Source organism: Komagataeibacter xylinus, from assembly GCF_009834365.1.
Taxonomy (GTDB): domain Bacteria; phylum Pseudomonadota; class Alphaproteobacteria; order Acetobacterales; family Acetobacteraceae; genus Komagataeibacter; species Komagataeibacter xylinus_D.
Genome location: NZ_CP041348.1, coordinates 1,965,577 through 1,990,132, shown reverse-complemented (window position 1 = coordinate 1,990,132; position 24,556 = coordinate 1,965,577). Strand labels below are relative to the sequence as shown.

Here is a 24,556-nt window from a genome sequence, read left to right as displayed (position 1 = left end):
AAAGCGGCGTTTTCTGAAGCTTTTTGGGAAAAGCTTCACCAAAAACTTCTGTTATTTTCTCATATTGGAACATAGCGGCACGCTTTACAGGCGTGCCGTTTTTTTATGCCTTCAATCAGGCCGCTCCTATCTGGCGCAACACGGCTCCATCCTGCCGAGACCACCTGCCCCACGCGACAATGGCACGCCAAAGAGAGAGAGAACATCGACGCCCCGAAGCGGGCCGGAAGCTCGGTCAGATGGCCTGCATATCAGGCTGCACATGCGACATCTCGGGCATGACCATGCGCCCCTGGCGGGCAAGCTGGCGCAGAATGCACACCACACCGGGCACACAGTTGCCGCACTGGGCCCGGCAACCCTTGGATTCATAGACTTCTTTAGGCCTGACCGCGCCATTGCGGGCTGCGGTCTCTACGTCTGTGTCAGTCAGCATATTGCAGGAGCAGACAAACATTTATCCATCCCATTCATGATGTGGGAGCACCATAATCACGAATGAGAACAAATCGCAATAGCGTAAACCTTAAAAAACAGTGTGCGAATGCCGACCGGCGATGCGCAGCATGCTATATAATTTATATTACGTGCGATAACTTTCTATTTTTTAACAAATGCGCCACGCACGATGACGGCCGCCGAGAAATCCCATACCCATACAGTATCTTACCATGACGCAACGGTGCACACGCATGCAGCAGTATTCCGCGCCCGAAACGCGCGCCCTCCTCCCCTTCCCCGCTCTGATCGATGCCCTGGCACAGGCAGCGCACGATGCGGCTCAGGGCCTGATCCTGTGCCCCGAGCGCACCACCATCCGCACAGGCGACCAGCGCGGCGCGCTCATGAGCATGCCCTGCGTGGCTGATGACATCATGGTCACCAAACTGCTGACCCTGTTTGCCAGCAATCCGGCCCAGGGCCTGCCCAGCATACAGGGGCAGGTCATCTGCGCCGAAGCGCAGGCCGGGCGATTCCTGTTCACGCTTGATGGCCCCACCGTCACCATGCGCCGCACCGCGGCCATCAGCCTGCTCGGCATCCGCACATTCACGCATGCCCCCGTGCAGCGCGTGCTGCTGATTGGTACCGGCACGCAGGCCATTGCACATCTGCAGGCCCTTGAGGCCGTCTATCCCGGCATCACCGTTGTCATACGCGGGCGCACGCCCGAGCGGGCGCGGGCCTTCTGCGCGGCACATGCCATGCCCGGCCTGAGCGTGCGCCCCGAACAGGCGCATGAAGAGCCCTTTGATGTGGTGCTGACGCTCACGGCCAGCACATCGGTCATCTATAATGAACCCGCCCACGCATCCTGCCTTGTCATAGGTGTCGGCGCCTACCGGACCGACATGGTGGAAATTGGCCCCACCACCATTGCAGGCAGCGCCCTTTATGTTGATGACCCCGTCGGCGCCCCGACCGAAGCGGGCGACCTGTATCAGGCAGGGGTGGACTGGCAGACTGTCCATCCCCTCGCGCTCGCATTGCAAGGCACGCTTCCGGCCCCGGGCCAGCCTGTGTTTTTCAAATCCGTCGGGTGCGCCGCGTGGGATCTGGCCGCCTGCCGGGTTGCCCGCCTGCAAGGGGGGTAAAGGCTCCCTCAAGCGCCGGCGACACACCGTGCATTGCCGGCGCCGACTCTTGCCCCTGCCGCAACGATTCCGATTCCCGTCCAGACATGGCCACCAGAAACGCAGCGGAACCTGCCCCCTCCATAACTGATGCCACCATGCACCTTCATGCTCTCAGAACAAGAAATACACGGTATGTATTCGACTAAAATACAACTTGTATACAAACAGATGTATCTTTTATATCACGATTTTCCGGGGTCCACATAAATCCATAATGTGTTGATTTATAATTACTATTTTTAAAAATCAGATAACTTATTATCCGCCGTCAAGAGCAAAAATACGCCAGAGAGGCCAGAAGTGTGCAAATTCACTATCAATATGAAAAATAAGAATATTCTATAATAATTCTATCGGATTTCTCCGCCACGATTGGTTTGGTTTTTCACAAAGTTAACTTCAAGTAACATTTAACATTGTGTTGCAATGACGCAACATATTTTTCGCGCGATGGGCAGGGGGCATTTTCCCTCTCGCCAATTGTTACGGGCCGCTAATAAATAGCATCACGAGCTATGAATTGCGGGGCATTCGATGAACAGGCGCACTTCTCTTTTGATTACGACTATCTGCTCTTTTGTTTCCTATGGAGCGATGGCCGCCACACCGTCTGGCAGCACGACAACAGCGGATCAGAAGGGAAGCACCGTGCGTGCGCACCACACTGCAACCGCACAGGCGCACGGCCGGGCTGCCACGACCCTCAAGGCCGCCAAGACAGATAATGGGGGCGTGAACAGCTCCGGTGTCGAGCAGATCAGCGTCTCCACCGGTACGCACTCCACCAACCGCAAGGCGCGTGACAGCATGAGCCCGGTCTCGGTCATCAGCGGGGCGGCACTGCGCCGCTCGGGCCAGATGAACCTTGCCGATGCGCTGACCCGCACCAATGCCTCGATCAATGTCAGCGCCATGGGCTCCGATGCGGGCGCGCTGACATCCGCCATCCGCATGCGTGGCCTGAACCCGAACGAAGTGCTCGTGCTCGTTGACGGCAAGCGCCGCCACACCACGGCCAACCTGTATGCGGATTCAGGCCCGGAATCAGGCTCCACCCCGGTTGACCTGAACATGCTCCCCGCCAACGCTATCGACCATATCGAAGTGCTCGAGGACGGCGCGGCCGCCATGTATGGCTCGGACGCGATCGCCGGCGTGGTCAACATCATTACCAAAAAGCAGGATCACGGCTTCAATTTCAGCGGCCAGACCGGTGCCAACGCCTATAATGGTGATGGCTGGAACTACCAGCTCAACGCCGATGGCGGCATGAAGCTCGGTCAGGACGGCTTCCTGCACATCAGCGGGCAGGTGTACCACACCGACCATTTCGTGGCCAACAACGCGCATGATCACCGCCTGCTTGGCTCACAGCCGCCCTATGCCTATAGTAAAACCTACACAGGCCCCAATGCTGGCAAGATTGCTACGAATTCCAACAAGATCATGAGCACGCCGGAAGAAACGCGCGAAAACCTCTCGATCGAATGGGGCAAGCAGTTTACACCCGGCATCAATTTCTATGGGCTGATCACCTATGCTCACCGCCACTCGGAAGCGTACGAAAACTATCGTCTTCCCAATGTAGGTTATGACTCTTCCGGCAACGACAACTGCACCGCGTGCGAAAGCATTGCTCCCTATGGTTTCTCCCCTCTGGAAACCATGGAAGAAAACGATTTTGCCGCCACGTTGGGCCTGAAGGGTGACAACTTCATGGGCTTCAACTGGGATCTCAGCACGACCTACGGCGAAGATATCGACAAGATCGGCAACAAGAACACCCTCAATACTTCCTATGTCAACAGTTACGGTTCCAGCCCCCGCACGGCGCGGGCCGAAACCTACAGCATGACACAGTGGACCAACAACCTTGATTTCCGTCGCCATTTCAAGATCGGTGATGTCGTTCCGATGACATTGGCATTCGGCGCGGAAGAACGCATGGAATCCTACAACATTACGGCTGGTGAGCCCGTCTCCTATGAAAATGGCGGAACGCAGGGCTATGCCGGTATTTCACCGGGTTCGGCTGGCACATGGTACCGTGACATCTGGGCATGGTACATGGATGGCGATTTCCGCCTGACCAAGAAGTGGGAACTCGATTTCGCGGGCCGACTGGAGCACTACACCGACGTTGGCAATACCGAGAACGGCAAGATTTCAACACGCTACAACTTCAACAAGCGCGTTGCCATCCGTGGCACCATCAGCACCGGCTTCCGTGCACCGACACTGGCTGAATCGCATTTCAGCGCCGTCAACGTCTCGCCCACCGGTGCAAGTGGCCTGCTGGCCGCCGATTCCTCCGCAGCACAGGCCATTGGCGCAACCAAGCTGAAGCCCGAGCGTTCAACCAGTGTCAGCGGCGGCATTGTGCTGGAGCCGGTCGATGGCTTCCACGTGGAAGCGGATGTCTACCAGATCAACCTGCGTGACCGTATCGTGCAGGATACAAATTTTGGCGGCAAAACCCTTTATGGCAACACGACTCAAGGTTATATCGCTGCGCAGGCCATTAACCAGCTGGCTTCGCTGCCAAGCGGCTTCTCCGATTACAGCGACGTATATGCCGACTACTTTACCAATGGCGCCAGCACCCGCACGCAGGGCGTGGACATCAAGGCGGATTATCTCTTCCACCTCCATAAATATGGCAATCTGGCACTGTCCATGTCGATCGACCTCAACCGCACCCGCCTACACCACAATGGCGCGAACCTGAACCTGGCGGATATTGCCTCGATCACCTCGGACAACCCGCGCAGCAAGATCATCCTGAACGCCTACTACACCTACAGGAACTGGGATTTCAACATTCGCCAGACCCGCTATGGCCAGACCAGCGACATGGTGCAGTATCAGGATTGGGGCCCCAATTCGACCGTGCAGTACTCCAACAGCGCCCTTCAGCAGTTCATCAACACCCCGCACTGGATGACCGATATCGAAATTGGCGTGCGGTTCCAGAAGAACTGGCACTTCGCTGTTGGCGCGAACAACGTGTTCAACGTCCGCCCACGCATGATGTCACAGGAACTCAATGCCCTTGGCGCCATGCCGTATGATGAGAACTCGGCGCAGATCCCCATCACGGGTGGCTACTACTACGGCCGTATCAACGCCAACTTCTGATCTTTTTCACCTTTCCTGACAGACAATGCCCATGGTGCAGGCCATGGGCATTTTTTGTGTCCCGGTCGGTTTTCAGGCCACATGCGGGCGCCCCCCCCTGCCGCAACAACTTTCTGTCCTGTAGCCGTTATTGATGGGATTGCACGACCGGATTGCGCCCGGAAGCTGCCTTCCCCCGCAGCCACGTTGCAAGCGCAAGCTCACTGATGATGTTGATCTTTTCCCGTGTCAGGCCGCCCCTTCCCTCACCTTCATCGAACGCAGCCGAGACGGGGAATAGCATTAACCACTGGAATTAACGGGAGAACTCTATATATCTCCTTACATGCGCCTGACCCTGCATACTGATTACGCCCTGCGAACCCTGATCTATCTGGGCATCCATACCGACCGCCTGACATCGATCAGGGAGGTCGCGCTGGCCTACGGCATTTCGGAAAATCATCTGATCAAGATCATCCACCGGCTGGGGCAGGGCGGCTTTGTGGAAACCATCCGTGGCCGTAATGGCGGCCTGCGGCTGGGGCGGCCTGCCGCTCAGATCCTGATCGGTGATGTCGTGCGCTATACGGAAGAAGATATGGGGCTGGTGGCCTGCATGCAGCCTCCCCCACCGGAAGGCGTAAACCGCAGGGCGGGCTGCATCCTGAGCGATGTGTGCCACCTGCGCGGCGTGCTGCATGAGGCGCTGGGGTTATTCATTTCCGTGCTGGACCGTTATACGCTGGCCGATGTCATAACCGACCGGGAACGCAAACTGCTCGATAGCCCGCTTTCTGTCTGAGGGCACCTGAAGCCCATGGTGCGCAGACGGTAAATTCCATTTTACCATAACCGCCTTCCATGGGCCAAAGCGGGACAGAGGGCAGAAAACCGCGGTTTCCTGCAAAAAATCTTCGTATCCTTTCCGCCTTGCTGGAGAATCAGCTTTTGCACGTTCGGGGCGTTAGTGATACCTGAAACGATTCTTGCACGCCTGCACGTGGAATATATACTTGACGAAACTCTAAGGAACAGATTGTCCATGGCTTATGCTACGACCAACCCTTATACTGGTGAAAAGCTGAAGACTTTCCCCGATGCTACGGATCAGGAAGTCCAGACCGCGCTGACCGATGCCTATGAGGCCTTCAAGGCCTGGCGTCACACCTCGTTTGCCAAACGTGCGGAAGTGATGAAGGCCGCAGCGGCCATCCTGCGCCGCGACATTGACAAATATGCCCGCCTGATCACGCTGGAGATGGGCAAGACGTATGCGGAATCCAAGGCCGAGACCATCCTGTCGGCAGAGATCTTCGAGTATTATGCCGAACATGCCGAGCGCCTGCTGAAGGCCGAGAAGTTGCCGGTCGCCAACCCCGATGAGGGCGAGGCCATGATCATCCACCAGCCGCAGGGCATCGTTTTTGCCATCGAGCCGTGGAACTTCCCCTACTATCAGGTGGCCCGCATCATTGCGCCGCAGCTTTCGGCCGGTAACACGGTGCTGCTCAAGCATGCCTCCAACGTGCCGCAGTGCGCCGCCGCTTTCGATACGCTGATGCAGGAAGCAGGCCTGCCCAAGGGTGGCTTCCGCAACCTGTATGCCGCCCGTCACCACACCGAAGTGATCCTGAGCGACCCACGCGTGTGTGGCGTTGCCCTGACCGGCTCCGAAGGCGCTGGCGCCATCGTGGCAGGCGTTGCGGCCAAGGCGCTCAAGAAATCCACGATGGAACTTGGTGGTTCCGACGCGTTCGTGGTGCTGGAAGATGCCGACCTGGAAAAGACCGTGAAGTGGGCCGTGTTCGGACGCCACTGGAATGCGGGCCAGGTCTGTGTCTCGGCCAAGCGGCTGATCGTGGCTGATGCGATCTATGACCGCTTTGTGGAGCTTTACAAGAAAGGCGTGGCCAGCCTGAAGGCAGGCGACCCGATGGACCCGGCAACGCAGCTGGCTCCCCTCTCCTCACAGAAGGCGGCGGATGACCTGCGCGCGCAGGTTGAAGAAGCCAAGAAGCATGGTGCCGTTGTGGAAGTGATTGGCGCGCCCGTGCCTGAAAAGGGCGCGTTCTTCCAGCCGCTGCTCATGACCAACCTGCACGAGAACAATGAAGCCCGCCACTGGGAGTTCTTTGGCCCCGTAACGCAGCTTTACCGTGCGAAAGACGAGGCTGATGCCATCCGTATCGCCAATGACTCGCCCTACGGGCTGGGCGGCGCCGTGTTCACGAAGGACACCAAGCGCGGCGTGAAGGTAGCCGAGCAGATCTATACCGGCATGGTCTATGTCAACCACCCGACCATGGTGAAGGCCGACCTGCCGTTTGGCGGCGTGGCCCGCTCGGGCTATGGCCGTGAACTGATCGGCCTGGGCATCAAGGAATTCGTCAATCACAAACTGATCGACGTGGTGAACATCGACGCCCCGTTCTGATCCGGTAAAAACCGGGCACTGGCTGAGGCATAACGTCTTGGCCGGTGCCCAACCGGGCCACTTGGCCACGAATAATACAAAAGCTTTTTTTAAAATCTTTAAAAACACAACGTTATTAAAAGTAAAAAACAAAAAAATTATTATGGCCCTTTAAATCAGGACATAATTTTCCTCGGCATAAACATAGCGCGTATCGCCCCCTCAATACCCAGATGCGTTCCATGGAACAGCACGGCTATGCACGTCACCCCTGGCAGCAGATAAAGCCATAACCGCTGCGGCACAGGCCCGCACGCGCGCCCGAGCACAAAGCCAGCGGCACAGCCCACCATTCCGCCTGTTATCACCTCGAACAGGGTATGGGTATGCAACGCGATCCGGGTGCATGCCACGGCAATGCCAATGCCCGATAACGGCACCAGCATAAGTGCCGGAAAACGCATGAAATACCGCTGCCCCAGCAGCACAAGAAGGCCGCCATACACCATACACGCCGCCGCAACATGCCCGCTGGGGCTGATGATGGCGGTCTGTTCAATCGCGGCATAATAAAGACCGGCTATTTTAAGCAGCAACATGACTGCCAGCATCGTAACGGCAGTCACCGCCCAGACTACGGCGCCGCGCCACCATCCGTACACAGCCATGATAAAGGTCACGGTTACCATCACCGGCAGCATCACGCCCTGATCGGCAAAATCGGTAATGAAATGCAGCATGATGATCCGGGACCCCGTTTTGCGCCTGTCGTGCCTATCACAGACATCGCCCGGTCACCAGCGAGCACCGTTTTACAGCTACAGGGCGCGACATTTCATGCTTGATGGGCTCCCCGTGTGCTATGCTGGTGGCATGCGCTACTGGATCAAACGGATCTTGCTACGATCAGGAGAGGTCGTGATCGAACGCGAACTCCGCGCTGATCAGAACCTCTTCAACGGTCCGGTTCCCGTCGTAGGTGATATGGCAAATGTTGAATGCCGTGGCCGCACATTCGCAGCAAAAGTCGTCTGGGGCAATTGGCCAGACAGCAGTCATGCGCCAGACACGATCGTTCCGCTGCGGGTAGAGGAACACGGCTTTGACGCAGCGAAAACGCCCGTGCGTTTTCCACCTCGGCACAAAAATTAATTATTTCACAAATCTGTTTTTTTACTTCAGCGTTGGATCGAATATTTTTACGCTGACAGCATTTCTAAAGACCAGACCCGGCGGCCCTGCACCCATCAGTGGGGATGCAGGTACCGCCGGGGCTCGGAGCCTTTAGGGGGTCTTGGGCAGTTCCTTGCCCATTTTTTCCACCTGTTCAGCAGTGACACCGTGGTCGCCGCTGCCAAATGTGGCCGTGACGTAGTTCACCACGCTGGCAATCTCGGCATTGCTCAGGCGCTCCACGTCGGAGCTCTGGTTGAAGGCAGGCATATGCACATGCACCTCACCTGCATTACGGTCCACGCCATTGAGCACGGCCATAATCAGGTCATCGGGCCGTGCTGAGCCCACAACCGAGTTATGGAACAGCGAGGGCGCATAATGGTCAGCCGTGCCCGCGCCGTTACCGCCATGGCAGGCGGCGCAGTTCGCATCATAGATCTGCGCGCCATCCATCTGGTCAAGCTTGTCGATGCGGGTAAGCTCACCCGAGCGGACATCCGCCTGTTCGAGCGGCTTGCCATACTGCTCGCGCGGACTGTGCTCGGCCTCGTCATCCTTGGCAGGCACCTGCAGGATGTAAGCTGCAAGCGCATGCAGGTCATCATTGGTCAGGTGACTGGTGCTGTGCTCCACCGCCTCGCCCATCGGACCGGCTGCCTGGCTCAGCCCGGCCACATGGCCGGTCTTGAGGTATTCAACGAGGTTGTCCTCGCTCCAGTTGCCGATGCCGCCCGTCTTGCTGGAGGTGATGTTGGGGGCATACCACCCGAGCAGGCTTGCACCTGCGAGGTAGCTGTCCTCTTTCTCGCTCAGCATGATGTTGCGCGGGGTATGGCAGGTGCCGCAATGCTCAAGGGCACGGGCCAGGTATTTACCCCGGCGCAGCTTGTCATAGGTGGCGGAATCCCCGGTTTCCGGGGTTTCGCTGGTCGCCACCATGTTCCACAGCCCCATCGTGATGCGCAGGTTGGCCGGGAAGTTGAGCGATGTGACCGGCGGCGTCTCGGCCACCGGCTTCACCCCATGCATGAACCAGGTGTAAAGCGCCTTTACGTCACCATCCGTCATTCCGGCATAGGACACGTAGGGCATGGCGGGATAAAGTCTGCTGCCATCACGGCGAATGCCATGGCGCAGGCTCTTCTCGAAGTCCTCTTCCGTGTATTTTCCAATACCATGATCGGGATCAGGCGTGATGTTGGTCGTTACCACATCACCCATGGGCGTGGTGATCTTCAGGCCGCCCGCAAAGGGCTTGCCACCTGGCGCGGTATGACAGGCAACGCAGTCGCCTGCCGTGGCGATATATTCGCCACGGGCCATAAGGTCGGCAGAAGGATCATCCGCCCGGGCGGGAACGGCAGAAAATGTTGCAAGAGCAGTGCCTGCGGTCAGGAATGACCACAGGATCTTGCGCGTCACGTCAGGCATGGGCGAGTTCTTTTTTAAGCGTATCAGCCACGCGCAGGGCAAGTGCGGCGACTGTCAGGGTGATGTTGCCGGTTCCGACCGAAGAGAAAACGGACGAACTCGCGATGAACAGGTTTTCGTGGTCATGCGTGCGGCAGAAGCCGTCCACCACGGAATCCTTCGGGTCGGTGCCCATGATGGTGCTGCCCGCGGGATGGTCCTGCGGGAAGTAACCCGGTGTCCATTCCTCATCCGTGCCATGCATGAGGCCGATCAGGTCGCGGAACAGGCCGCGCGTGTGCTCGCAGCTCTTCACCGTATATTCGGGCAGCTTGTAATAGACCTCGGGGTGCGGAATGCCGAGAATGTCCTTGTTGGTCTTGCTCAGCGTCAGGCGGTTGTCCGGATCGGCCAGGCCTTCGTTATGGCTGAACAGGCGCACGGTGTGCGAGGCGAGATAGCGGATCTGCTCCTCAAGCTCGCGCCCGACATACCCCTTGGAAATGGCAAGCTGCGTGGCAAGGTCAACCTGGTTGTCATCGACCATGTGCACCAGATACGCGCCGCGCTCGTTGCGCCAGTCACCATCGCGGAAATTGTCGATCACGTTGGTTTCCAGCGGGCCACGGCCGGGCCACAGGGCCTTGTCACCACTGATGAAGCTCACCTGCACGCCGGTGTGGTCCATCATGTTGCGGCCAACATGGCCCGAACTGTTGGCAATGCCGTCCGGGCTCTGCTCATCGGCAGAGAACAGCATGAGCTTCGCGGTCTCGATACAGTGCGCCGCAATCACGAAATACTTGCCGGTCACGCGGTGCGAACCCTTGTCGGGATCGTAATAATGCACCGCGGTGACGCGCTTGTTGGCGCTGTCACGCTCGATTCGGTACACCACGGCGTTGGGCACGAACTTCGCCCCCGCCGCCTCGGCATGGTAGACGGAGTAGCTGCCGTTATACATGGCCCCGATCGGGCAGATGGGCATGCAGTTGTTATGCCCCTCGCAGGTCGGGCGGCTGTCATACGGGCGGGTGTTGCGGGCCTGCGGCTCATGCACCACGCGATAGGGCGTTTTCTCGCCAATCAGCTTGCGGAACTGCTGGGCTGCGTAGGAGATGGGCAGCGCATCCATCGGGTAGGGCTGCCTGCGCGGCGAGCCGAGGTCTTCCACCGCAGGGTCGGGGCCGCAGACGCCCATCATCACCTCGGCCTGATAATAGAACGGCTCGAGATCATCATATTTCAGCGCCCAGTCACGGCCCTGGCCATAGCGGGTCTTGAGCTCGAAATCCGATGGCAGGTAACGCCACGCGCAGCCCGCCCAGTGCCAGGTGGTGCCACCCATCATGCGCAGATAGACCTGCTGGTAGGCCTCGGCATCAGGGCCGGTAGTGTGCAGGTACTCGTTGGGGGTGATCTGGTTGGGCGGATGACGCGCCCAGGGCACTGCGGGGAACGGCCCCTGATAGGAAGGCTTGTTCTCGAGATTGCGGAAGTTCTCGACAAAATGCTGGCGGTCGACCCGTGGCCCCGCTTCGAGCACGATGACGGAAATACCCGCGCGCGCCAGTTCGTTGGCAATGGAGCTGCCAGCGACGCCGGAGCCGACGATCACGACGTCAGCAGATAGGTCTTGTTCGGACGGCATAAAGAAAGGCTCCGGATATCAGGTAGGTTCGATCACGAGTTTCGAAGGCGAAAGGGCAGGTTCACCAGTGGGAACAGCCACTTCCGGCGGGGTCTGGGTCCAGTAGAACGGCCCACCCGTTGCATAGGTCTTGGGATAGATCGCGTCCTTGGTGATGTCGAACATCAGCGCGGAGCGGTAGACCACGACCTTGTGGTCGGCCAGACCACGATACCAGCCGGTCATGATATCCTGAATGACATCCTTGAACACGGGGTCCTGATGCTCGGCGGCGGAGGCGAGCGCATGGGCAGAGGCAAAACTGCCGCCGGTCATGAAGTCATGCAGCTTCTGGATCTGATCGCGCCGCTCGGGCACGGCGTGGGTGATGCCGGCATACAGCGCATTGCCAATGCGCGGGTCGAGCGTATCACGGTCCGTCAGGCGCTGCGACAGGGCCATGAACAGCGGCACGACCGTGTCCTGCTCTGCCGTGGCAGCGATGCCCTGCCTGCTGCCTGTCACGACAACGGCTGCCCCGAGCGCGCCGATCAGCGCATCGCGGCGCGACATGCGCAGCGCCCGGTTCAGTCTGATGGCATTGGGGGTGGAACGATGAATACTCGTAGGAAAACAGGGCCGGTCTGCAGCCATCTAGCGTCGCCTCTCATGCACGTTGGTCCAGCAGGAATGCCGGAAGACAGGCATGACCATGCGGGATGCAATAGTGTTTATACCGATACCGCCACTTAATGCAGTCCTGCAACCTTTTATACCCCCATCTCCGCGTATAGCAGCTTCACGTCTTACGAGTAAAAGTGGCCTCTGCCGCAGGAAGGACATGTTTTGTAAAAATATAGTGACATGGGCAGGCCGCCTGCCACCACAACCGCATGGTCCCTCCATGGCGGCAGAACCATGAATGGCAGCCATTATAATGGCACGACGCCTGCTGATTATAAAACGCGTTTAATATGCATTGAAAAAGTATCATTACTATTTCATCTTTTCATGCAAACAATCACTAAATTCCTGTTCTTTTTAATCCTCGACCAAGCTACGACCATGTTCCTGAAGGAGGCTTTCTGAAATAGCTGCCCCGGACACGTCCTGCATCAGTTGAAAACAACATGGAAATAAACGGCGCGACCATAATTATCCATTTCATCAACATATTGCAGATGATCACCGGTTACATAGCGTGGCTGCCAGTTGGCCAGGTTCATGACTTCATATTTCAATGTAATTCCCGGATAAACCTGATGCCAGAAGCCAAGGTTGAAGGTGAGGAAGTTACCAAACCCGTCCGATGCGCCCGGCGTTGCGCCAAAGGAGGTAAAATACTTGCCCGAGTAATTGACGGTGGTGCGCAGCGCGCCTTTTATCTGCGGAATATGCCATGTCATCATGCCATTGGCGATGAAGCTGGGCTGGTAGATCATGGCATTGTAATTGACCACCGATGTGCCGTTTGAATAGCTTTCATGGCCCTTGAGCCACGTCACGTTCGCCTGCAGGTCAATTACCTGGCCAAAGGCATGCAGGTTGCGGTCCATGACATTGAACTCAATGCCATTGCCGCGATTGAACCATTTATCAACCGAAATATCGAAATTGTTGGACCGACGCGGCCTGAGCCGGGCATTGCCCCTGGAGATGGTGCAGTCTGTTCCACCGGGGTCATCATCACCACAACTCTCGGATGCCGCCATGGCGATCTGCCCCGGCGCGAGGCGGCCGATGGACTGACTGTAGGAGGCATGCATCGTTATACTACGGGCTATCACCTTTGACCTATATGAGCCCATTTTCTGAGGCCGATGGATCGGATGGTCTGTGGCAGGGCGGTGAGGTTGTTCCATGCGGTGCATGCGGCTTCGATGATGTGTTCGATGCCGCTGAACACGGTGTTGGACAGCCAGTTGGCGCGTAGGAACTGCCAGATATTCTCGACCGGGTTCAGTTCGGGCGCGCGGGACGGCAGGAAGATCAGGCTGACGTTGCGCGGCAGTCTGAGTTTGGGTGTCGTATGCCAGCCGGCACGATCGAGCAGGACGACGGCATGCGCTCCGCGTGCGACGCAGCGTGAGATTTCCTCGATATGCAGTTGCATGCTGGCCGTGCCGGTAAACGGCAACACCAGGCCTGCCGCCTTGCCGAGTGCGGGGCAGATGGCGCCGAACAGCCAGGCATTCTCATAGCGTTGATCGGCAGGCTGGCGTGGTCGGGTGCCACGCCGCGCCCATTGCCGGACAAGACCGTTTTTCTGCCCGATGCGGGCCTCGTCCTGCCACCAGAGTTCAATCCGCCTGCCTCTGGGCAGATGCCCGGTGTGGGCGCTCAGGATCGTGGGGAAGTTTTTTTAAACGCGTCCATGACGGACGGATCCTGTCCGGGGTGACGCGGACGCGCGCTGACGTGGCTGAACCCAAGCCGCTTCAACAGGGCGGAGACATGGCGTTCGTGATAGGAGACGCCAAAACGCTCTTCGATGACCCGCTGAAGATCGACCCGACGCCAGCGCACCACGCCGTCCCGGGCACGGTCAGGCCCTGTCGTGACCAGCGCCGATAATTCTGCCAGTTGGTCCGCTGTCAGGCGGCAGACCGACCCGTTGCGCCACTGATCGTGCAAGCCATCCGGCCCCGCAGCATTGAACCGGTGCACCCAGTCCCGCAGGGTTTGCCGGTCCATCCCGCCGATCCGCGCCGCTTCGCCCCGGCTGGCACCGTCGCGCACCGCAGCCAGAGACAAAAGGCGCCGTGCAACATTCGCATCCCGCGTACGAGAGGCCAGACGCCGTAACGCAGAAGCCGTATAATCCGTCCGTAAGGCAATCGCACCAGCCATTCCCGATCCTCCCTCTCACGACAGAATCAGAACAGGCCCTTCGCGTCACTTCACAGATGAGTCAGAGACAGTAGCCCTTGGTATTACATCCTGCGGGAAGTGATGCACGACATCAAACGAGGGCAACGGGTTGATGTAAGATCCGCCCTGCTTCGTAAAACCGGGGGAAACCGTCTGCGTCGTGCCGTTGATCTAGGGGCCCAGCCCGCGTAATTGGTGGCATCGGCCCGCACGTCGGCAATGAAGGCGGTATTTTTCCAGATGTAGTGCAGCGAGACATAGCCGTCGAATATGTTCTCGCGGTATCTGTATTTTGAAATACCATTGTTATAAAGTGATTTTTTCTGGTCTACCGTCAGGCTGGACCAGTTGAAGTTATACCTATCGGGGCCGATGAAGGTCTCGGGGTAGACATTGTTCCACGGCACGTGACTGCTCTGGAGCATCTGGCTGGTGAAATTTTCCTTGTTGTCGTAATAGCTTTGCTGCTCATTGTGGTCGAGTGTTTCCACCGTGCGCAGGACCAGCCCATGACCGACATATACAGGTGCTTATCGGCGGGCTTCCATTCCAGCTTGCCCGAGCCGCCAATATTGGTCACGTCATTGGCGTATTCGCCTGTTGAATACTGGCTGGGCCTGACATGCCCGTCCCACGAAGCGCCAGGCGTGGTGCCGCTCGTGCCATCGGCATTGTCGTAATCATAGGCCTGCCAGTTCTTGGTCGTGTTGCGCGCTCCTGGTAGCGCATGGACAGCACGATGCCGAACTCATGGTGCCTGCCAAACGTGTCGGAAAACGTGCCCTTGGCGCCCACGCCCCGCGCTTGCTTGACCAGATGCCGTAGGCATCGAGGTATTTGTACAGACCCTTGTGGTCAAAGGCGCTCATGGGAATGAGGTCGATCACGCCGCCCTTCTGCTCGCCACCTTCGGGTGACGCGCGGTTCTTTTGCGCCGTGCTGGCCGCAGCACCTGAATGGATGATGAAGCCGCCATCATTCACGCTCTCGGCGGTCAGCCCGCTATGGGCGAGTACACGCCGGACCGCCTGTGCAGCCGTCATGTCGCTATTGACTGCATTGACCTGGACAGGACCACCTGCTGCGGCGTGAAAACGATGTTCTGGCCTGTCTGGCGCCCTAATGCCTCAAGCGCCTGCGCCATGGGCTGGGCGGCAATATGGATGCTCCGCGCTTCGGCACGCGCCCATGGCATAACCAGGCTGGCCGTGGCGGCGGTAACAAGTAAAAAGCACGGAAATCACACCGGAAGCGGACTGTCATGTATCATGGTTCCTGTTAGCGGACGCCAGGGGCGGTCATGACAGGGATGACAATCGAAAAAGCGGCTTTCTCCTTTTACGGGCGAACTTTCATTAAACTGTCATATGGAATTCACGGTTAACCGCCGTTCGGGCCGATCGCTGCCCATTGCCCTATGCGTGTTCTGGCTTAAAATTGGCGCGCGTTTTTAAAGGACAGAGGCATGCTGACCCGTAGACAGGCCATGACAGGCACATTGATGAGCATGGCCGCGCTGACGACAGCCCGGCAGGCTTTTGCAAACCCTTCTCTGGCACCGGTGCCTTCTGTCATGGCGCATCGGGGGGCATCGGCCCTGCGGCCTGAACACACGCTCGCCGCCTATGCCCGCGCCATTGCCGATGGTGCGGATTATATCGAGCCCGACCTCGTGCCCACACGCGATGGCGTGCTCATAGCCCGCCATGAAAGCAATATAGCGGGCACGTCCGATGTAGCCGAGCACCCGGAATTTGCCAGCCGCCGCCGCACCATGACCATTGATGGCAAGGCGGAAACCGGCTGGTTCACGACCGACTTTACTTTAGCCGAACTCAAGACCCTGCGCGCGCGCGAACGCCTGCCCACACTCCGCGCCCACAACACCCGCTATGACGGGCATTTCGATATTCCGACATTTGAGGAAGTCATCGACTTCGTCGCAGCCGAAGCCGCAACCCGCGGACGCATGATCGGGCTGATACCCGAAATAAAGAATTCAACGCATTTCCATCAACTCGGCCACACGCCGGAAGAGACGTTCCTGCACGTCATCGCGGCCCACGACTACACCCGTTACTGCCCGCTCGAGGTCCAGTCCTTCGAGACGGCAAACCTGCGCATGCTCCATGGCCGGGTGCAGGCCATCAACCCGCAGGCGCGGCTTATGTTCCTCATGGGCGGGCGCACGGAAACGGTGCCCGACACGCTGGGCACGGCAAGACCTGCCACGTTTGGCGACTTCATGACCCCTGACGGCCTGCGTGGCGTGCGGGCCTATGCCGATGTCATTGGCCCTTCGAACGATGACATCATACCGCGTGATGCCTCCGGCGCATGGCTTGCCCCTACGTCCCTCATTGATGATGCCCATGCAGCGGGCCTGCTGGTGCATTCCTACACCTTCCGCCCCGAGAACCACTTCCTACCCGCCCAGCTACGCAATGGCGAGGGCGACAGCGCGCGCAACGTGCCCGGCGCAATTGCCGAAATACGGCGCCATCTGGATCTGGGGCTTGATGGCTTCTTTACCGATGACCCGGCCATAGGTCGCATGGCGCTGGGACTGTAAAGCCGGGAGGCACCCCATAAGCACAGGGGTGCCATGATATATTACCCGTTCTTTGATACTTTATTTATTACATATTTTTATATTTTATTTGTTGCCAATTTTCTACTTTCTACAAAATGCCAATTATAATAATCATCTCTTGTTTTTGATGATTCAATCCCGATTTTCAGGACATCCTCCCAGTCACTTCCGCATTCATCACATCGAAAGAAAAGAGAATTTGTTGCACTATCTCGTGCAACGCGTACCCATCCCTGGCTACAAACAGGACATACCTCGCGCACTTCTACATAATCAGGCGGCACGGTCATTTTCATTATCCTGTAGTAAAAGATGCACGACGACAGGAAGATTCCGCGCGAAGGCTATCTGTTTTGTGCCTGACAACTATGGAACGAACATTTTCAGCAAAGGCCGCATCTTCCACTTAATCAGGATTGCGCCTAAAAATGCTCTAGCGGATCAGCTTGCGGATGATGCCGAGCAGTTCCTCCATCGTTTCCTCGCCGCCATCTTCCTGCACCGCCTTGCGCACGCAGCCTTTGGCGTGAGAGGACAGGATCTGGATCGCAACCCCGTCAAGCGCTGATTTTACTGCCGAGATCTGGGTCAGGATATCCACGCAGTAGCGGTCATTCTCGATCATGTTCAGCACGCCACCCACCTGCCCTTCAATGCGGCGTATGCGGTTGATCAAGGCTTTCTTGTGAGGCTGTTCCACAACCCTGTCATCCGGTGGGCCGCACTGCATGCAGGAGGCAGGGTCTGTTACCTGCTGTTTATGTCTGGTCACGCGTTGTCGTCCATCCCTTGAATTGTGCCGGGTCATGCAACTATGCAGCAGCATAGGCGAGCGCGCGCACGGAACAGGGCGCAATCGTCATTCCGTTATCGGGCGCGCGGCTTCCAGCGATTGAGCAGCAGCGCGTTGCTGACCACCGAGACCGAACTCATGGCCATGGCGCCTGCCGCCACGATGGGGTTGAGCAGGCCGAAGGCTGCGAGCGGCAGGCCCAGAATGTTATAGATGAACGCAAAAAACAGGTTCTGCCTGATCTTGGCCAGCGTGGCGCGCGAGAGCGAGATGGCATCGCTCACGCTGGCCAGTTCACTCTTCATCAGCACGATATCCGCCGTCTCGCGCGCAATGGCCGTACCGGCCCCGATGGCAAAACCCACATCGGCCGCTGCCAGTGCCGGGGCGTCATTGATGCCGTCACCCACCATGCCTACCACGTGGCCCTGTGCGCGGTAATCTTCAATAATCCGCGCCTTGTCACCGGGCAGCACGCCCGCGCGGTAGTCATCCACCCCCACTGCGGCCGCGATGGGACCTGCTGCCTGCGGGCTGTCACCCGTGAGCATGACAACCCGGATGCCCGCCGCCCGGAATGCGGCTACACTCGCCACCGCATCGGGCCGCAACGTGTCGGACAGGGTGATGTAGCCCAGCAGATGCCCCGCCTGCGCCACGCCAATCACGCTACGCCCCGCGCCCGTCAGCCCGTCTGCCGCATCAGGGTCCAGCGCAACGCCGCGTTGGGCCAGAAAACGCGGCGCGCCAAGGCAGGCAGGCTGCCCATCCACCATGCCTGCAACACCCATGCCCGGCGTGGCCTCAAAAGCAGCCAGCGTGCCGGGCTGCACGCCAAGGTTTGCTGCATGCGCCATGATGGCGCGGGCCAGCGGGTGCTCGGAATCCTGCTCCAGCGTGCAGGCCACCTCCAGCAGGCGGGCCGGGTCCACGCCGGGCCGGGGCTGCATATCATGCACCATGGGCGTGCCCTGGGTCAGGGTGCCGGTCTTGTCGAGCATGATTGTATCGAGTTTCTGGGCCTGTTCCAGCGCATCGGCGTTACGGAACAGGATGCCCGCGCGTGCGCCAAGCCCGGTGCCCACCATGATGGCGGTGGGCGTTGCCAGCCCCAGCGAACACGGGCAGGCAATGACCAGCACCGACACGGCGGCGATAAGGCTGGGTGGAACCTGCCCGCTCACGCCCCACCACACGCCAAAGGTGAGGGCCGCCAGCACCAGCACCGCGGGCACGAACACGCCTGCCACCCGATCGGCCAGACGCTGCACATGGGCCTTGCTGCCCTGTGCCTGCTCCACCATTTTCACGATATGAGCCAGCGCGGTATCCGCCCCCACGCCAGTGGCCTTTACCCGCAGGCTGCCGGTGGTGTTGAGCGTGCCCGCAAAAACCGTGTCATGCTCCCGTTTGGCCACGGGCAGGCTCTCGCCGGTCAGCATGGCTTCATTCACGTCCGATGCGCCATCAAGCACCGCGCCATCCACCGGCATGCTCTCGCCGGGGCGCACGATAAACACATCACCCACCCGCACCTGCTCCACCGGGCAGTCATGCATGATGCCATCGCGTTCCACATGGGCCTGCGCGGGCTGGAGTTTCAGCAGGCTTTCCAGCCCCGCCGCCGTTCTGTCACGCGCGCGGCTTTCCATAAGACGGCCGAGCGAGATAAGCGTGATGATGGCAACGCTGCTCTCGAAATAAAGCGGCTGCGGCAGGCGCAGGAGCAGCACGGCCAGGCTGAAGAAATAGGCAATGCCCGTGCCCAGCACCACCAGCACGTCCATGTTGGCAGCACCGCCCCGCACCGCCTTCCACGCACGCGGATAAAGCTGGCGCGCGCAGTAGAACTGCACCACCGTGGCGAGCACGGCCTGCACCCAGCCGGGCAGCATGAACCCCATGCCCGCCAGCATGCCCAGCATCTGCGCCCCAAACGGCAGCGCCAGCACAAGGGTCAGTGCAAACTGGTTGCGTTCCGTCCGCCAGGCCTGCATGCGCAGGGCGTGCGGGTCCAGGCGCGGTGCCGCATCATCCACTATAGTTGCGCCAAAACCGGCTTTTTCAATGCGGGCAATAAAGGTTTCCGGCCCGCTCACGCCGGGCACGTACGTAACATGCGCGCGCCCGGTGGCAAAATTCACGCTGGCCTGTGTCAGCGGCAGGCGGTTGAGAATTTTTTCAACCCTGGCTGCGCAGGCGGCACAGCTCATGCCGGTAACCGACAGATCCACGCTCTCTTCGCTGGTTGTAAAACCTGCCTTGCCAATGGCCGTAACCATGGCCGGCAGCGCGGTTGCGGGGTCATCGACATCAGCCTGCACCCGAGCGGTGGCGAAGTTGACCGTGGCCTGCACGCCCGCCTGCCGGTTGAGCACCTTTTCAAGCCGCGTGGCACAGGCCGCACAGCTCATGCCACCTACGGGGAAACTGACAGTCTGGGCCACGGCGGCGCTCCTCATGCTCACCGAGCTGACTTTATACCCCCCAATGGTATTTTCAAGGGCAGGCAGCCGGGTCAGGCATGCAGGCCGGGAGCCTCCTGCCCGGTGCGGGCGACATATTCCGTATAGCCGCCATCATACTGGTGGATGCCACCGGGTGTTACTTCCAGCACCCGGTTGGACAGGGCGGCAAGGAAGTGCCGGTCATGGGATACGAACAGCATCGTGCCTTCGTACTGCGCGAGGGACGCGATCAGCATTTCCTTGGTGGCGATATCGAGGTGGTTGGTCGGCTCATCGAGCACCAGAAAGTTTGGCGGGTCATACAGCATCAGCGCCATGACCAGCCGCGCCTTCTCGCCGCCTGACAGCACGCGGCAGCTTTTCTCCACCTCATCACCAGAGAAGCCGAAGCTGCCTGCAAGGGCGCGCAGCGAACCCTGGCTTGCCAGCGGAAAGGCATCATCCAGCGTTTCAAACACCGTGCGGCTGCCATCAAGCAGGTCCATGGCGTGCTGGGCGAAATAACCCAGCTTCACGCTGCCGCCCAGCGTAACCGTGCCAGCATCGGGCTGGGTGGCACCGGTGACCAGCTTGAGCAGCGTGGACTTGCCAGCACCGTTCACACCCAGCACGCAGCACCGCTCGCGCCTGCGGATCAGCAGGTCGAGGTTGTGGTAGATCACGCGGCTGCCATAGCTTTTATCCACGCCACGCAGCTTGACCACGTCCTCGCCCGAGCGCGGCGGGGGCGGAAACTCGAAGCTCAGCGCCTGCCTTCGCTTTGGCGGCTCGACGCGGTCGATCTTTTCCAGCTTCTTGACCCGGCTCTGCACCTGGGCTGCGTGCGAGGCACGGGCCTTGAAGCGTTCGATAAAGCTGATTTCCTTGGCAAGCGCGGCCTGCTGGCGCTCGAACTGGGCCTGCTGCTGCTTCTCGTTCTGGGCGCGCTGCTGTTCATAGAACTCGTAATCGCCTGAAAAGCTGGTCAGGTTGCCGCCGTCAATCTCGATCACCTTGTTGATGACCCGGTTCATGAACGCCCGGTCATGCGATGTCATGAGCAGCGCGCCATCGTAACCGGCCAGAAACTGCTCCAGCCAGATCAGGCTTTCAAGGTCGAGATGGTTGCTGGGCTCATCGAGCAGCATCACATCGGGGCGCATGAGCAGGATGCGGCCAAGGGCCACGCGCATTTTCCACCCGCCAGAGAGGCGGCTGACATCGCCATCCATCATTTCCTGGCTGAAGCCCAGCCCGTGCAGCACCTCGCGCGCCTTGCTGTCAAGCGCGTAACCGCCAAGTTCCTCAAAGCGGGCCTGCACCTCGCCAAAGCGTTCGAGAATGGCGTCAAGCTGGTCGGCCTGCTCGGGGTCGGCCAGTGCCGTCTCCAGCGTGGCAAGCTCGGAGGCAACCTCCGATACCGCGCCCGCGCCTTCCATCACCTCGGCCACGGCGCTGCGGCCCGTCATCTCGCCCACATCCTGGCTGAAGAAACCGATGGTAATGCCGCGATCGGTCAGGATCTGGCCTTCATCAGGTTCGTCCTGCCCGGTGATCATGCGGAACAGCGTGGTCTTGCCCGCCCCGTTTGGCCCCACGAGGCCGATCTTCTCGCCCTTTTGCAACGCGGCTGATGCTTCAATGAAGACCAGGCGCTGGCCGTTATGCTTGCTGATACTGTCGAGACGAATCATGGAACCTCGGGGGCGCGGAAGGAATCCGCGCACTTAATACGAACCGAGGTGGGGCGTAAACCGCAGCCATGCCGTCAGGCAGCCGCGTCCCCTGCCGAGGCAAAGGCATAGGCGCCGCCTTTAATCAGCGCGCGCTGATAGGCAGGCCGTGCATGGATGCGCCGCAAAAAGGCGCCCACATGCGGCCTGCCGCCCAGCGCCCCGGCGCGGGAGGCGGCGGCTTCAAGCGGAAAGCTCATCTGGATATCGGCTGCGGTGAAGTCCTTGCCGGTGAACCATTCGCGCCGGCTGAGCGCCTGCTCCCAGAAATCCATGTGCAGCTTGAGTTGCGGGTTGATGATGCGTGACTGCACCCCGCCCGCAATCAGGCTGGCCACGGGGCGGATGATAAAGGGCACGCGCGTAGGCAGCAGGCCAAACACCAGCTTGAGCAGCAGCGGCGGCATGGCCGAGCCTTCGGCATAGTGCAGCCAGTACAGGAACTGCACGTGCTCGGGCGTGCCGCGTTCGGGCTGCAGGCGGCCATTGCCGTAGCGCTCCACCAGATATTCGATAATGGCTCCGCTTTCCGCCAGAGTTACGTCACCCTCAGTATCGGTAATGATAGGGGCCTTTCCCAGCGGGTGAATTTTGCGCAGGCTTTTGGGAGCCAGCATGGTTTTGGGGTCGCGTTTGTAAAAGCGGATCTCGTAGGGCAATTCAAGTTCCTCAAGCAGCCACAGGATGCGCTGGGAACGTGAATTATCGAGATGATGCACGGTAATCATGGCGGCTGACCTTCCGGGTCAAAAAAAACTGGACCCGCCCGGCACCACGCGCGATGCGGATACAAACGATAAGAAACTTGCCGCCTGTTTGGTTCCGCCTGATCTGCCCGCAGCATGCCTGACCGCCACGGGAAAAGTGAAAGTTTTTGGGTGCCGCCTTTTTTTCAAAAAGGCGGCGTTCTTTGAAGCTTTCCGGGAAAATATTCACCAAAAACTTCTTTATTTTATAAAGACAGTTTCCAAAAACACGCCTTTGGCCTCATAACGCGGGGTCATCTGCCGGGCCAAAGAATTCATAGCGAATCTGTGCAGACGGCACGCCCGCATCCTTCAGCGCGCCCACCATGTCGCGCATGAAGCCATCAGGGCCGCAGATGTAATAAGTCGCATTCCGCTCCACCCGGCCCTTCAGCCATGCGGGCGTGATGCGCCCTTCATGACAGGTCACTCCAGGCGCGGGTGCTGCAGCCTGCGGAGCCTGCCGGGTATAGAAAATATCCGCCTGCAACTGCCCGCCGCCTGCCATGGCGCGGATGGCCGGGCCAAAGGCTTCCGTGCGCGGGGTGCGGGTGGTGTGGATGTAATGGATGGGGGGATGCGCGTCGCTGCCCGTCAGTTCAGCCAGCATGGACATGAACGGCGTCAGCCCCACCCCGGCGCTCAGGAACACGATGGGCCCGGTTGCGGGCGCGAGCGTGAACTCACCGGCGGGGGCGGAAACCTGCAGCAAGGTGCCTTCGCGCACGCTGTCATGCAGCCAGTCCGACACGACGCCGCCATCAATACGGCGCACGCTGATGCGGTATCCCTGCGCAGAGGGCGCGGACGAGATGCTGTAATTGCGCCGTTCACACCCGTGCCCCGGCACATCGAGCCGGAAGCTGAGATACTGCCCCGGCGCATGCCGCATCACGGGGCCACCATCCTGCGGCACCAGTTCAAAGGAGGTCACGGTCTCGCTCTCGGCCTTGCGGGCCTGCACGCGCAAGGACCGCCACCCCACCCAGCCGCCGGGAGCCGCCGCGTGGGCCGCGTAGATCTGTTTTTCACGCCCGATCAGGATATCAGCCAGGAACCAGTACGCCTGGCCCCATGCCTCCATGATTTCAGGGGTCGCAGCATCGCCCAGCACCTGTGCAATCGCGCCAAGCAGGGCCTCGGCCACATACGGGTAGTGTTCGGGCCGGATATTCAGGCCCACATGCTTTTCAGCAATGCGTTCGACAGCCCCTGCCATGGAGCCGAGATTATCGATGTTGCGGGCATAGGCCAGCACGGCCAGGGCCAGCGCCCTAGGCTGCGCGCCATCTTCCTGATGCGAGAGGTTGAACAGATCGCGGATGGCGGGATTGGCCAGAAGGCGACGATACATTTCGGTCGTGATCGCCAGGCCATGGGCTTCAAGTGCGGGTACGCAGGCCTTGATGATGCTGCGGGTTGTGTCATCGAGCGGCGGCGCCATTCTGGCCTCCATTAAGGTGTATTTAATTGAAACCTTTTATGGCGCGGGAAAAAGATGTCAATAGATCATACCTTTATGGAGACATCTGGTCGCGCATGCCTGCCCCGCATCGACAAGACGGAACGCACGGGTGGAAAGACTGAAATTGACAGTGATAATAAGTCGCAATATTTTGCCGCCATTCCACGGAGAGTCTGTTCATGCGTTACGCGACCATCCTGTCCTGCCTCGGGCTTGCGGCCCTCCTGTCCGCCCCACCTGCATGGGCGCAGGACCCCGTGCACCTGGTGGTAAAAGACCATCATTTCAGCCCGGACCATTTTACGGTGCCTGCGGGCACGCGCTTTCTCATCATGCTGGATAACCAGGATGACACGACGGACGAATTTGAAAGCTATGACCTGAAATTCGAGAAGATCGTGGTGCCGGGCAGCACCATTACGGTCCATGCCGGGCCGCTGCATCCGGGCACCTACAAGTTCTTCGATGACTACCACCCCGACCAGGCAACGGGTACCGTTACCGTAACGCAGGAGCCCTGAA

The 24,556-nt window shown here is 59.3% G+C and carries 24 protein-coding genes; 9 read left to right on the top strand and 15 right to left on the bottom strand.

Annotation, left to right across the window (positions count from 1 at the left end; genetic code table 11):
• Positions 1-235: 235 nt before the first annotated feature.
• Positions 236-457 carry a (2Fe-2S)-binding protein gene (locus FMA36_RS09485; protein WP_206065067.1) on the bottom strand — a complete coding sequence of 74 codons (222 nt, stop codon included), beginning with the start codon at positions 455-457 and terminating at the stop codon, positions 236-238.
• Positions 458-692: 235 nt separating this feature from the next.
• Here FMA36_RS09485 and FMA36_RS09480 point away from each other — a divergent pair, with 235 nt between their 5' ends.
• The 4 genes from FMA36_RS09480 (at position 693) to FMA36_RS09465 (ending at position 7,191) form a co-directional block, all read left to right on the top strand.
• Positions 693-1,595 (top strand): delta(1)-pyrroline-2-carboxylate reductase family protein, encoded by a 903-nt coding sequence (locus FMA36_RS09480; protein WP_159262117.1) that lies wholly within the window; start codon positions 693-695, stop codon positions 1,593-1,595.
• A 576-nt stretch (positions 1,596-2,171) separates the two neighbouring features.
• Complete coding sequence (locus FMA36_RS09475) at positions 2,172-4,775, top strand: TonB-dependent receptor plug domain-containing protein (RefSeq protein ID WP_408885611.1); 2,604 nt, start codon at positions 2,172-2,174, stop codon at positions 4,773-4,775.
• A 325-nt stretch (positions 4,776-5,100) separates the two neighbouring features.
• Entirely contained in the window at positions 5,101-5,559 is a 459-nt protein-coding gene (locus FMA36_RS09470) for an Rrf2 family transcriptional regulator (RefSeq protein WP_159262116.1), read from the top strand.
• A 240-nt stretch (positions 5,560-5,799) separates the two neighbouring features.
• Positions 5,800-7,191: an NAD-dependent succinate-semialdehyde dehydrogenase gene (locus tag FMA36_RS09465; RefSeq protein WP_159262115.1), complete on the top strand. Its 1,392-nt coding sequence runs from the start codon at positions 5,800-5,802 to the stop codon at positions 7,189-7,191.
• A gap of 155 nt (positions 7,192-7,346) precedes the next feature.
• Here the strand turns inward: FMA36_RS09465 and FMA36_RS09460 are convergent, their stop codons facing one another.
• Entirely contained in the window at positions 7,347-7,910 is a 564-nt protein-coding gene (locus FMA36_RS09460; RefSeq protein ID WP_159262114.1) for a phosphatase PAP2 family protein, read from the bottom strand.
• A gap of 178 nt (positions 7,911-8,088) precedes the next feature.
• Here FMA36_RS09460 and FMA36_RS09455 point away from each other — a divergent pair, with 178 nt between their 5' ends.
• The gene (locus FMA36_RS09455; protein WP_159262113.1) at positions 8,089-8,322 is read left to right on the top strand and encodes a hypothetical protein; all 234 of its coding nucleotides are present in this window, start codon (positions 8,089-8,091) and stop codon (positions 8,320-8,322) included.
• Between the two features lie 132 nt (positions 8,323-8,454).
• Here the strand turns inward: FMA36_RS09455 and FMA36_RS09450 are convergent, their stop codons facing one another.
• From FMA36_RS09450 to FMA36_RS09440, 3 genes are read right to left on the bottom strand one after another with little or no spacing between them, the layout of a single operon-like run.
• Positions 8,455-9,777 carry a cytochrome c gene (locus FMA36_RS09450; RefSeq protein WP_159262112.1) on the bottom strand — a complete coding sequence of 441 codons (1,323 nt, stop codon included), beginning with the start codon at positions 9,775-9,777 and terminating at the stop codon, positions 8,455-8,457.
• Positions 9,770-11,407 (bottom strand): GMC family oxidoreductase, encoded by a 1,638-nt coding sequence (locus FMA36_RS09445; RefSeq protein ID WP_159262111.1) that lies wholly within the window; start codon positions 11,405-11,407, stop codon positions 9,770-9,772. Before FMA36_RS09445 ends, FMA36_RS09450 begins: the two co-directional genes overlap by 8 nt.
• Positions 11,408-11,425: 18 nt before the next feature.
• Entirely contained in the window at positions 11,426-12,040 is a 615-nt protein-coding gene (locus FMA36_RS09440) for a sorbitol dehydrogenase family protein (RefSeq protein ID WP_159262110.1), read from the bottom strand.
• Between the two features lie 210 nt (positions 12,041-12,250).
• Here FMA36_RS09440 and FMA36_RS09435 point away from each other — a divergent pair, with 210 nt between their 5' ends.
• Complete coding sequence (locus tag FMA36_RS09435) at positions 12,251-12,475, top strand: hypothetical protein (protein ID WP_159262109.1); 225 nt, start codon at positions 12,251-12,253, stop codon at positions 12,473-12,475.
• Between the two features lie 26 nt (positions 12,476-12,501).
• Here FMA36_RS09435 and FMA36_RS09430 read toward each other — a convergent pair whose 3' ends face one another.
• From FMA36_RS09430 to FMA36_RS19440, 4 genes are all read right to left on the bottom strand, one after another.
• Complete coding sequence (locus FMA36_RS09430; protein WP_240906323.1) at positions 12,502-13,152, bottom strand: porin family protein; 651 nt, start codon at positions 13,150-13,152, stop codon at positions 12,502-12,504.
• A gap of 17 nt (positions 13,153-13,169) precedes the next feature.
• A protein-coding gene (locus FMA36_RS09425; RefSeq protein WP_110571345.1) for an IS630 family transposase occupies positions 13,170-14,236 on the bottom strand; the annotation gives its coding sequence in 2 pieces (ribosomal slippage) (positions 13,170-13,750 and positions 13,750-14,236; 1,068 coding nt in all).
• 83 nt (positions 14,237-14,319) lie between these two features.
• The gene (locus FMA36_RS19445; RefSeq protein ID WP_240906322.1) at positions 14,320-14,748 is read right to left on the bottom strand and encodes a hypothetical protein; all 429 of its coding nucleotides are present in this window, start codon (positions 14,746-14,748) and stop codon (positions 14,320-14,322) included.
• Between the two features lie 189 nt (positions 14,749-14,937).
• Positions 14,938-15,300, bottom strand: coding sequence for an STN domain-containing protein (locus FMA36_RS19440; RefSeq protein WP_240906321.1), 363 nt, complete (start codon positions 15,298-15,300; stop codon positions 14,938-14,940).
• A 422-nt stretch (positions 15,301-15,722) separates the two neighbouring features.
• Here FMA36_RS19440 and FMA36_RS09415 point away from each other — a divergent pair, with 422 nt between their 5' ends.
• On the top strand, positions 15,723-16,829 hold the full coding sequence (locus FMA36_RS09415; protein WP_159262108.1) for a glycerophosphodiester phosphodiesterase family protein: 1,107 nt from the start codon (positions 15,723-15,725) through the stop codon (positions 16,827-16,829).
• Positions 16,830-16,906: 77 nt separating this feature from the next.
• On the opposite strand, the gene FMA36_RS09410 is transcribed toward FMA36_RS09415, so the two are convergent.
• The 5 genes from FMA36_RS09410 to FMA36_RS09390 all read right to left on the bottom strand — a co-directional run bounded on the left by FMA36_RS09410 (position 16,907) and on the right by FMA36_RS09390 (position 22,551).
• On the bottom strand, positions 16,907-17,140 hold the full coding sequence (locus FMA36_RS09410) for a hypothetical protein (RefSeq protein ID WP_159262107.1): 234 nt from the start codon (positions 17,138-17,140) through the stop codon (positions 16,907-16,909).
• Positions 17,141-17,283: 143 nt separating this feature from the next.
• Positions 17,284-17,580 (bottom strand): metal-sensitive transcriptional regulator, encoded by a 297-nt coding sequence (locus tag FMA36_RS09405; protein WP_206065301.1) that lies wholly within the window; start codon positions 17,578-17,580, stop codon positions 17,284-17,286.
• Positions 17,581-17,717: 137 nt separating this feature from the next.
• Positions 17,718-20,090: a heavy metal translocating P-type ATPase gene (locus tag FMA36_RS09400; RefSeq protein ID WP_159262105.1), complete on the bottom strand. Its 2,373-nt coding sequence runs from the start codon at positions 20,088-20,090 to the stop codon at positions 17,718-17,720.
• Positions 20,091-20,161: 71 nt separating this feature from the next.
• The gene (locus FMA36_RS09395) at positions 20,162-21,784 is read right to left on the bottom strand and encodes an ABC-F family ATP-binding cassette domain-containing protein (RefSeq protein WP_159262104.1); all 1,623 of its coding nucleotides are present in this window, start codon (positions 21,782-21,784) and stop codon (positions 20,162-20,164) included.
• Positions 21,785-21,858: 74 nt separating this feature from the next.
• Complete coding sequence (locus tag FMA36_RS09390) at positions 21,859-22,551, bottom strand: glutathione S-transferase (protein ID WP_159262103.1); 693 nt, start codon at positions 22,549-22,551, stop codon at positions 21,859-21,861.
• On the opposite strand from FMA36_RS09390, the gene FMA36_RS09385 reads away from it, so the two are divergent.
• The gene (locus FMA36_RS09385) at positions 22,550-22,816 is read left to right on the top strand and encodes a hypothetical protein (RefSeq protein WP_159262102.1); all 267 of its coding nucleotides are present in this window, start codon (positions 22,550-22,552) and stop codon (positions 22,814-22,816) included. The genes FMA36_RS09390 and FMA36_RS09385 overlap by 2 nt on opposite strands.
• Here the strand turns inward: FMA36_RS09385 and hmpA are convergent.
• On the bottom strand, positions 22,811-24,013 hold the full coding sequence (hmpA, locus tag FMA36_RS09380) for an NO-inducible flavohemoprotein (protein ID WP_159262101.1): 1,203 nt from the start codon (positions 24,011-24,013) through the stop codon (positions 22,811-22,813). The two genes, FMA36_RS09385 and hmpA, sit on opposite strands and share 6 nt — an antisense overlap.
• Before the next feature lie 200 nt (positions 24,014-24,213).
• Here hmpA and FMA36_RS09375 point away from each other — a divergent pair, with 200 nt between their 5' ends.
• Positions 24,214-24,555 carry a cupredoxin domain-containing protein gene (locus FMA36_RS09375; RefSeq protein WP_172155388.1) on the top strand — a complete coding sequence of 114 codons (342 nt, stop codon included), beginning with the start codon at positions 24,214-24,216 and terminating at the stop codon, positions 24,553-24,555.
• Position 24,556 lies beyond the last annotated feature (1 nt).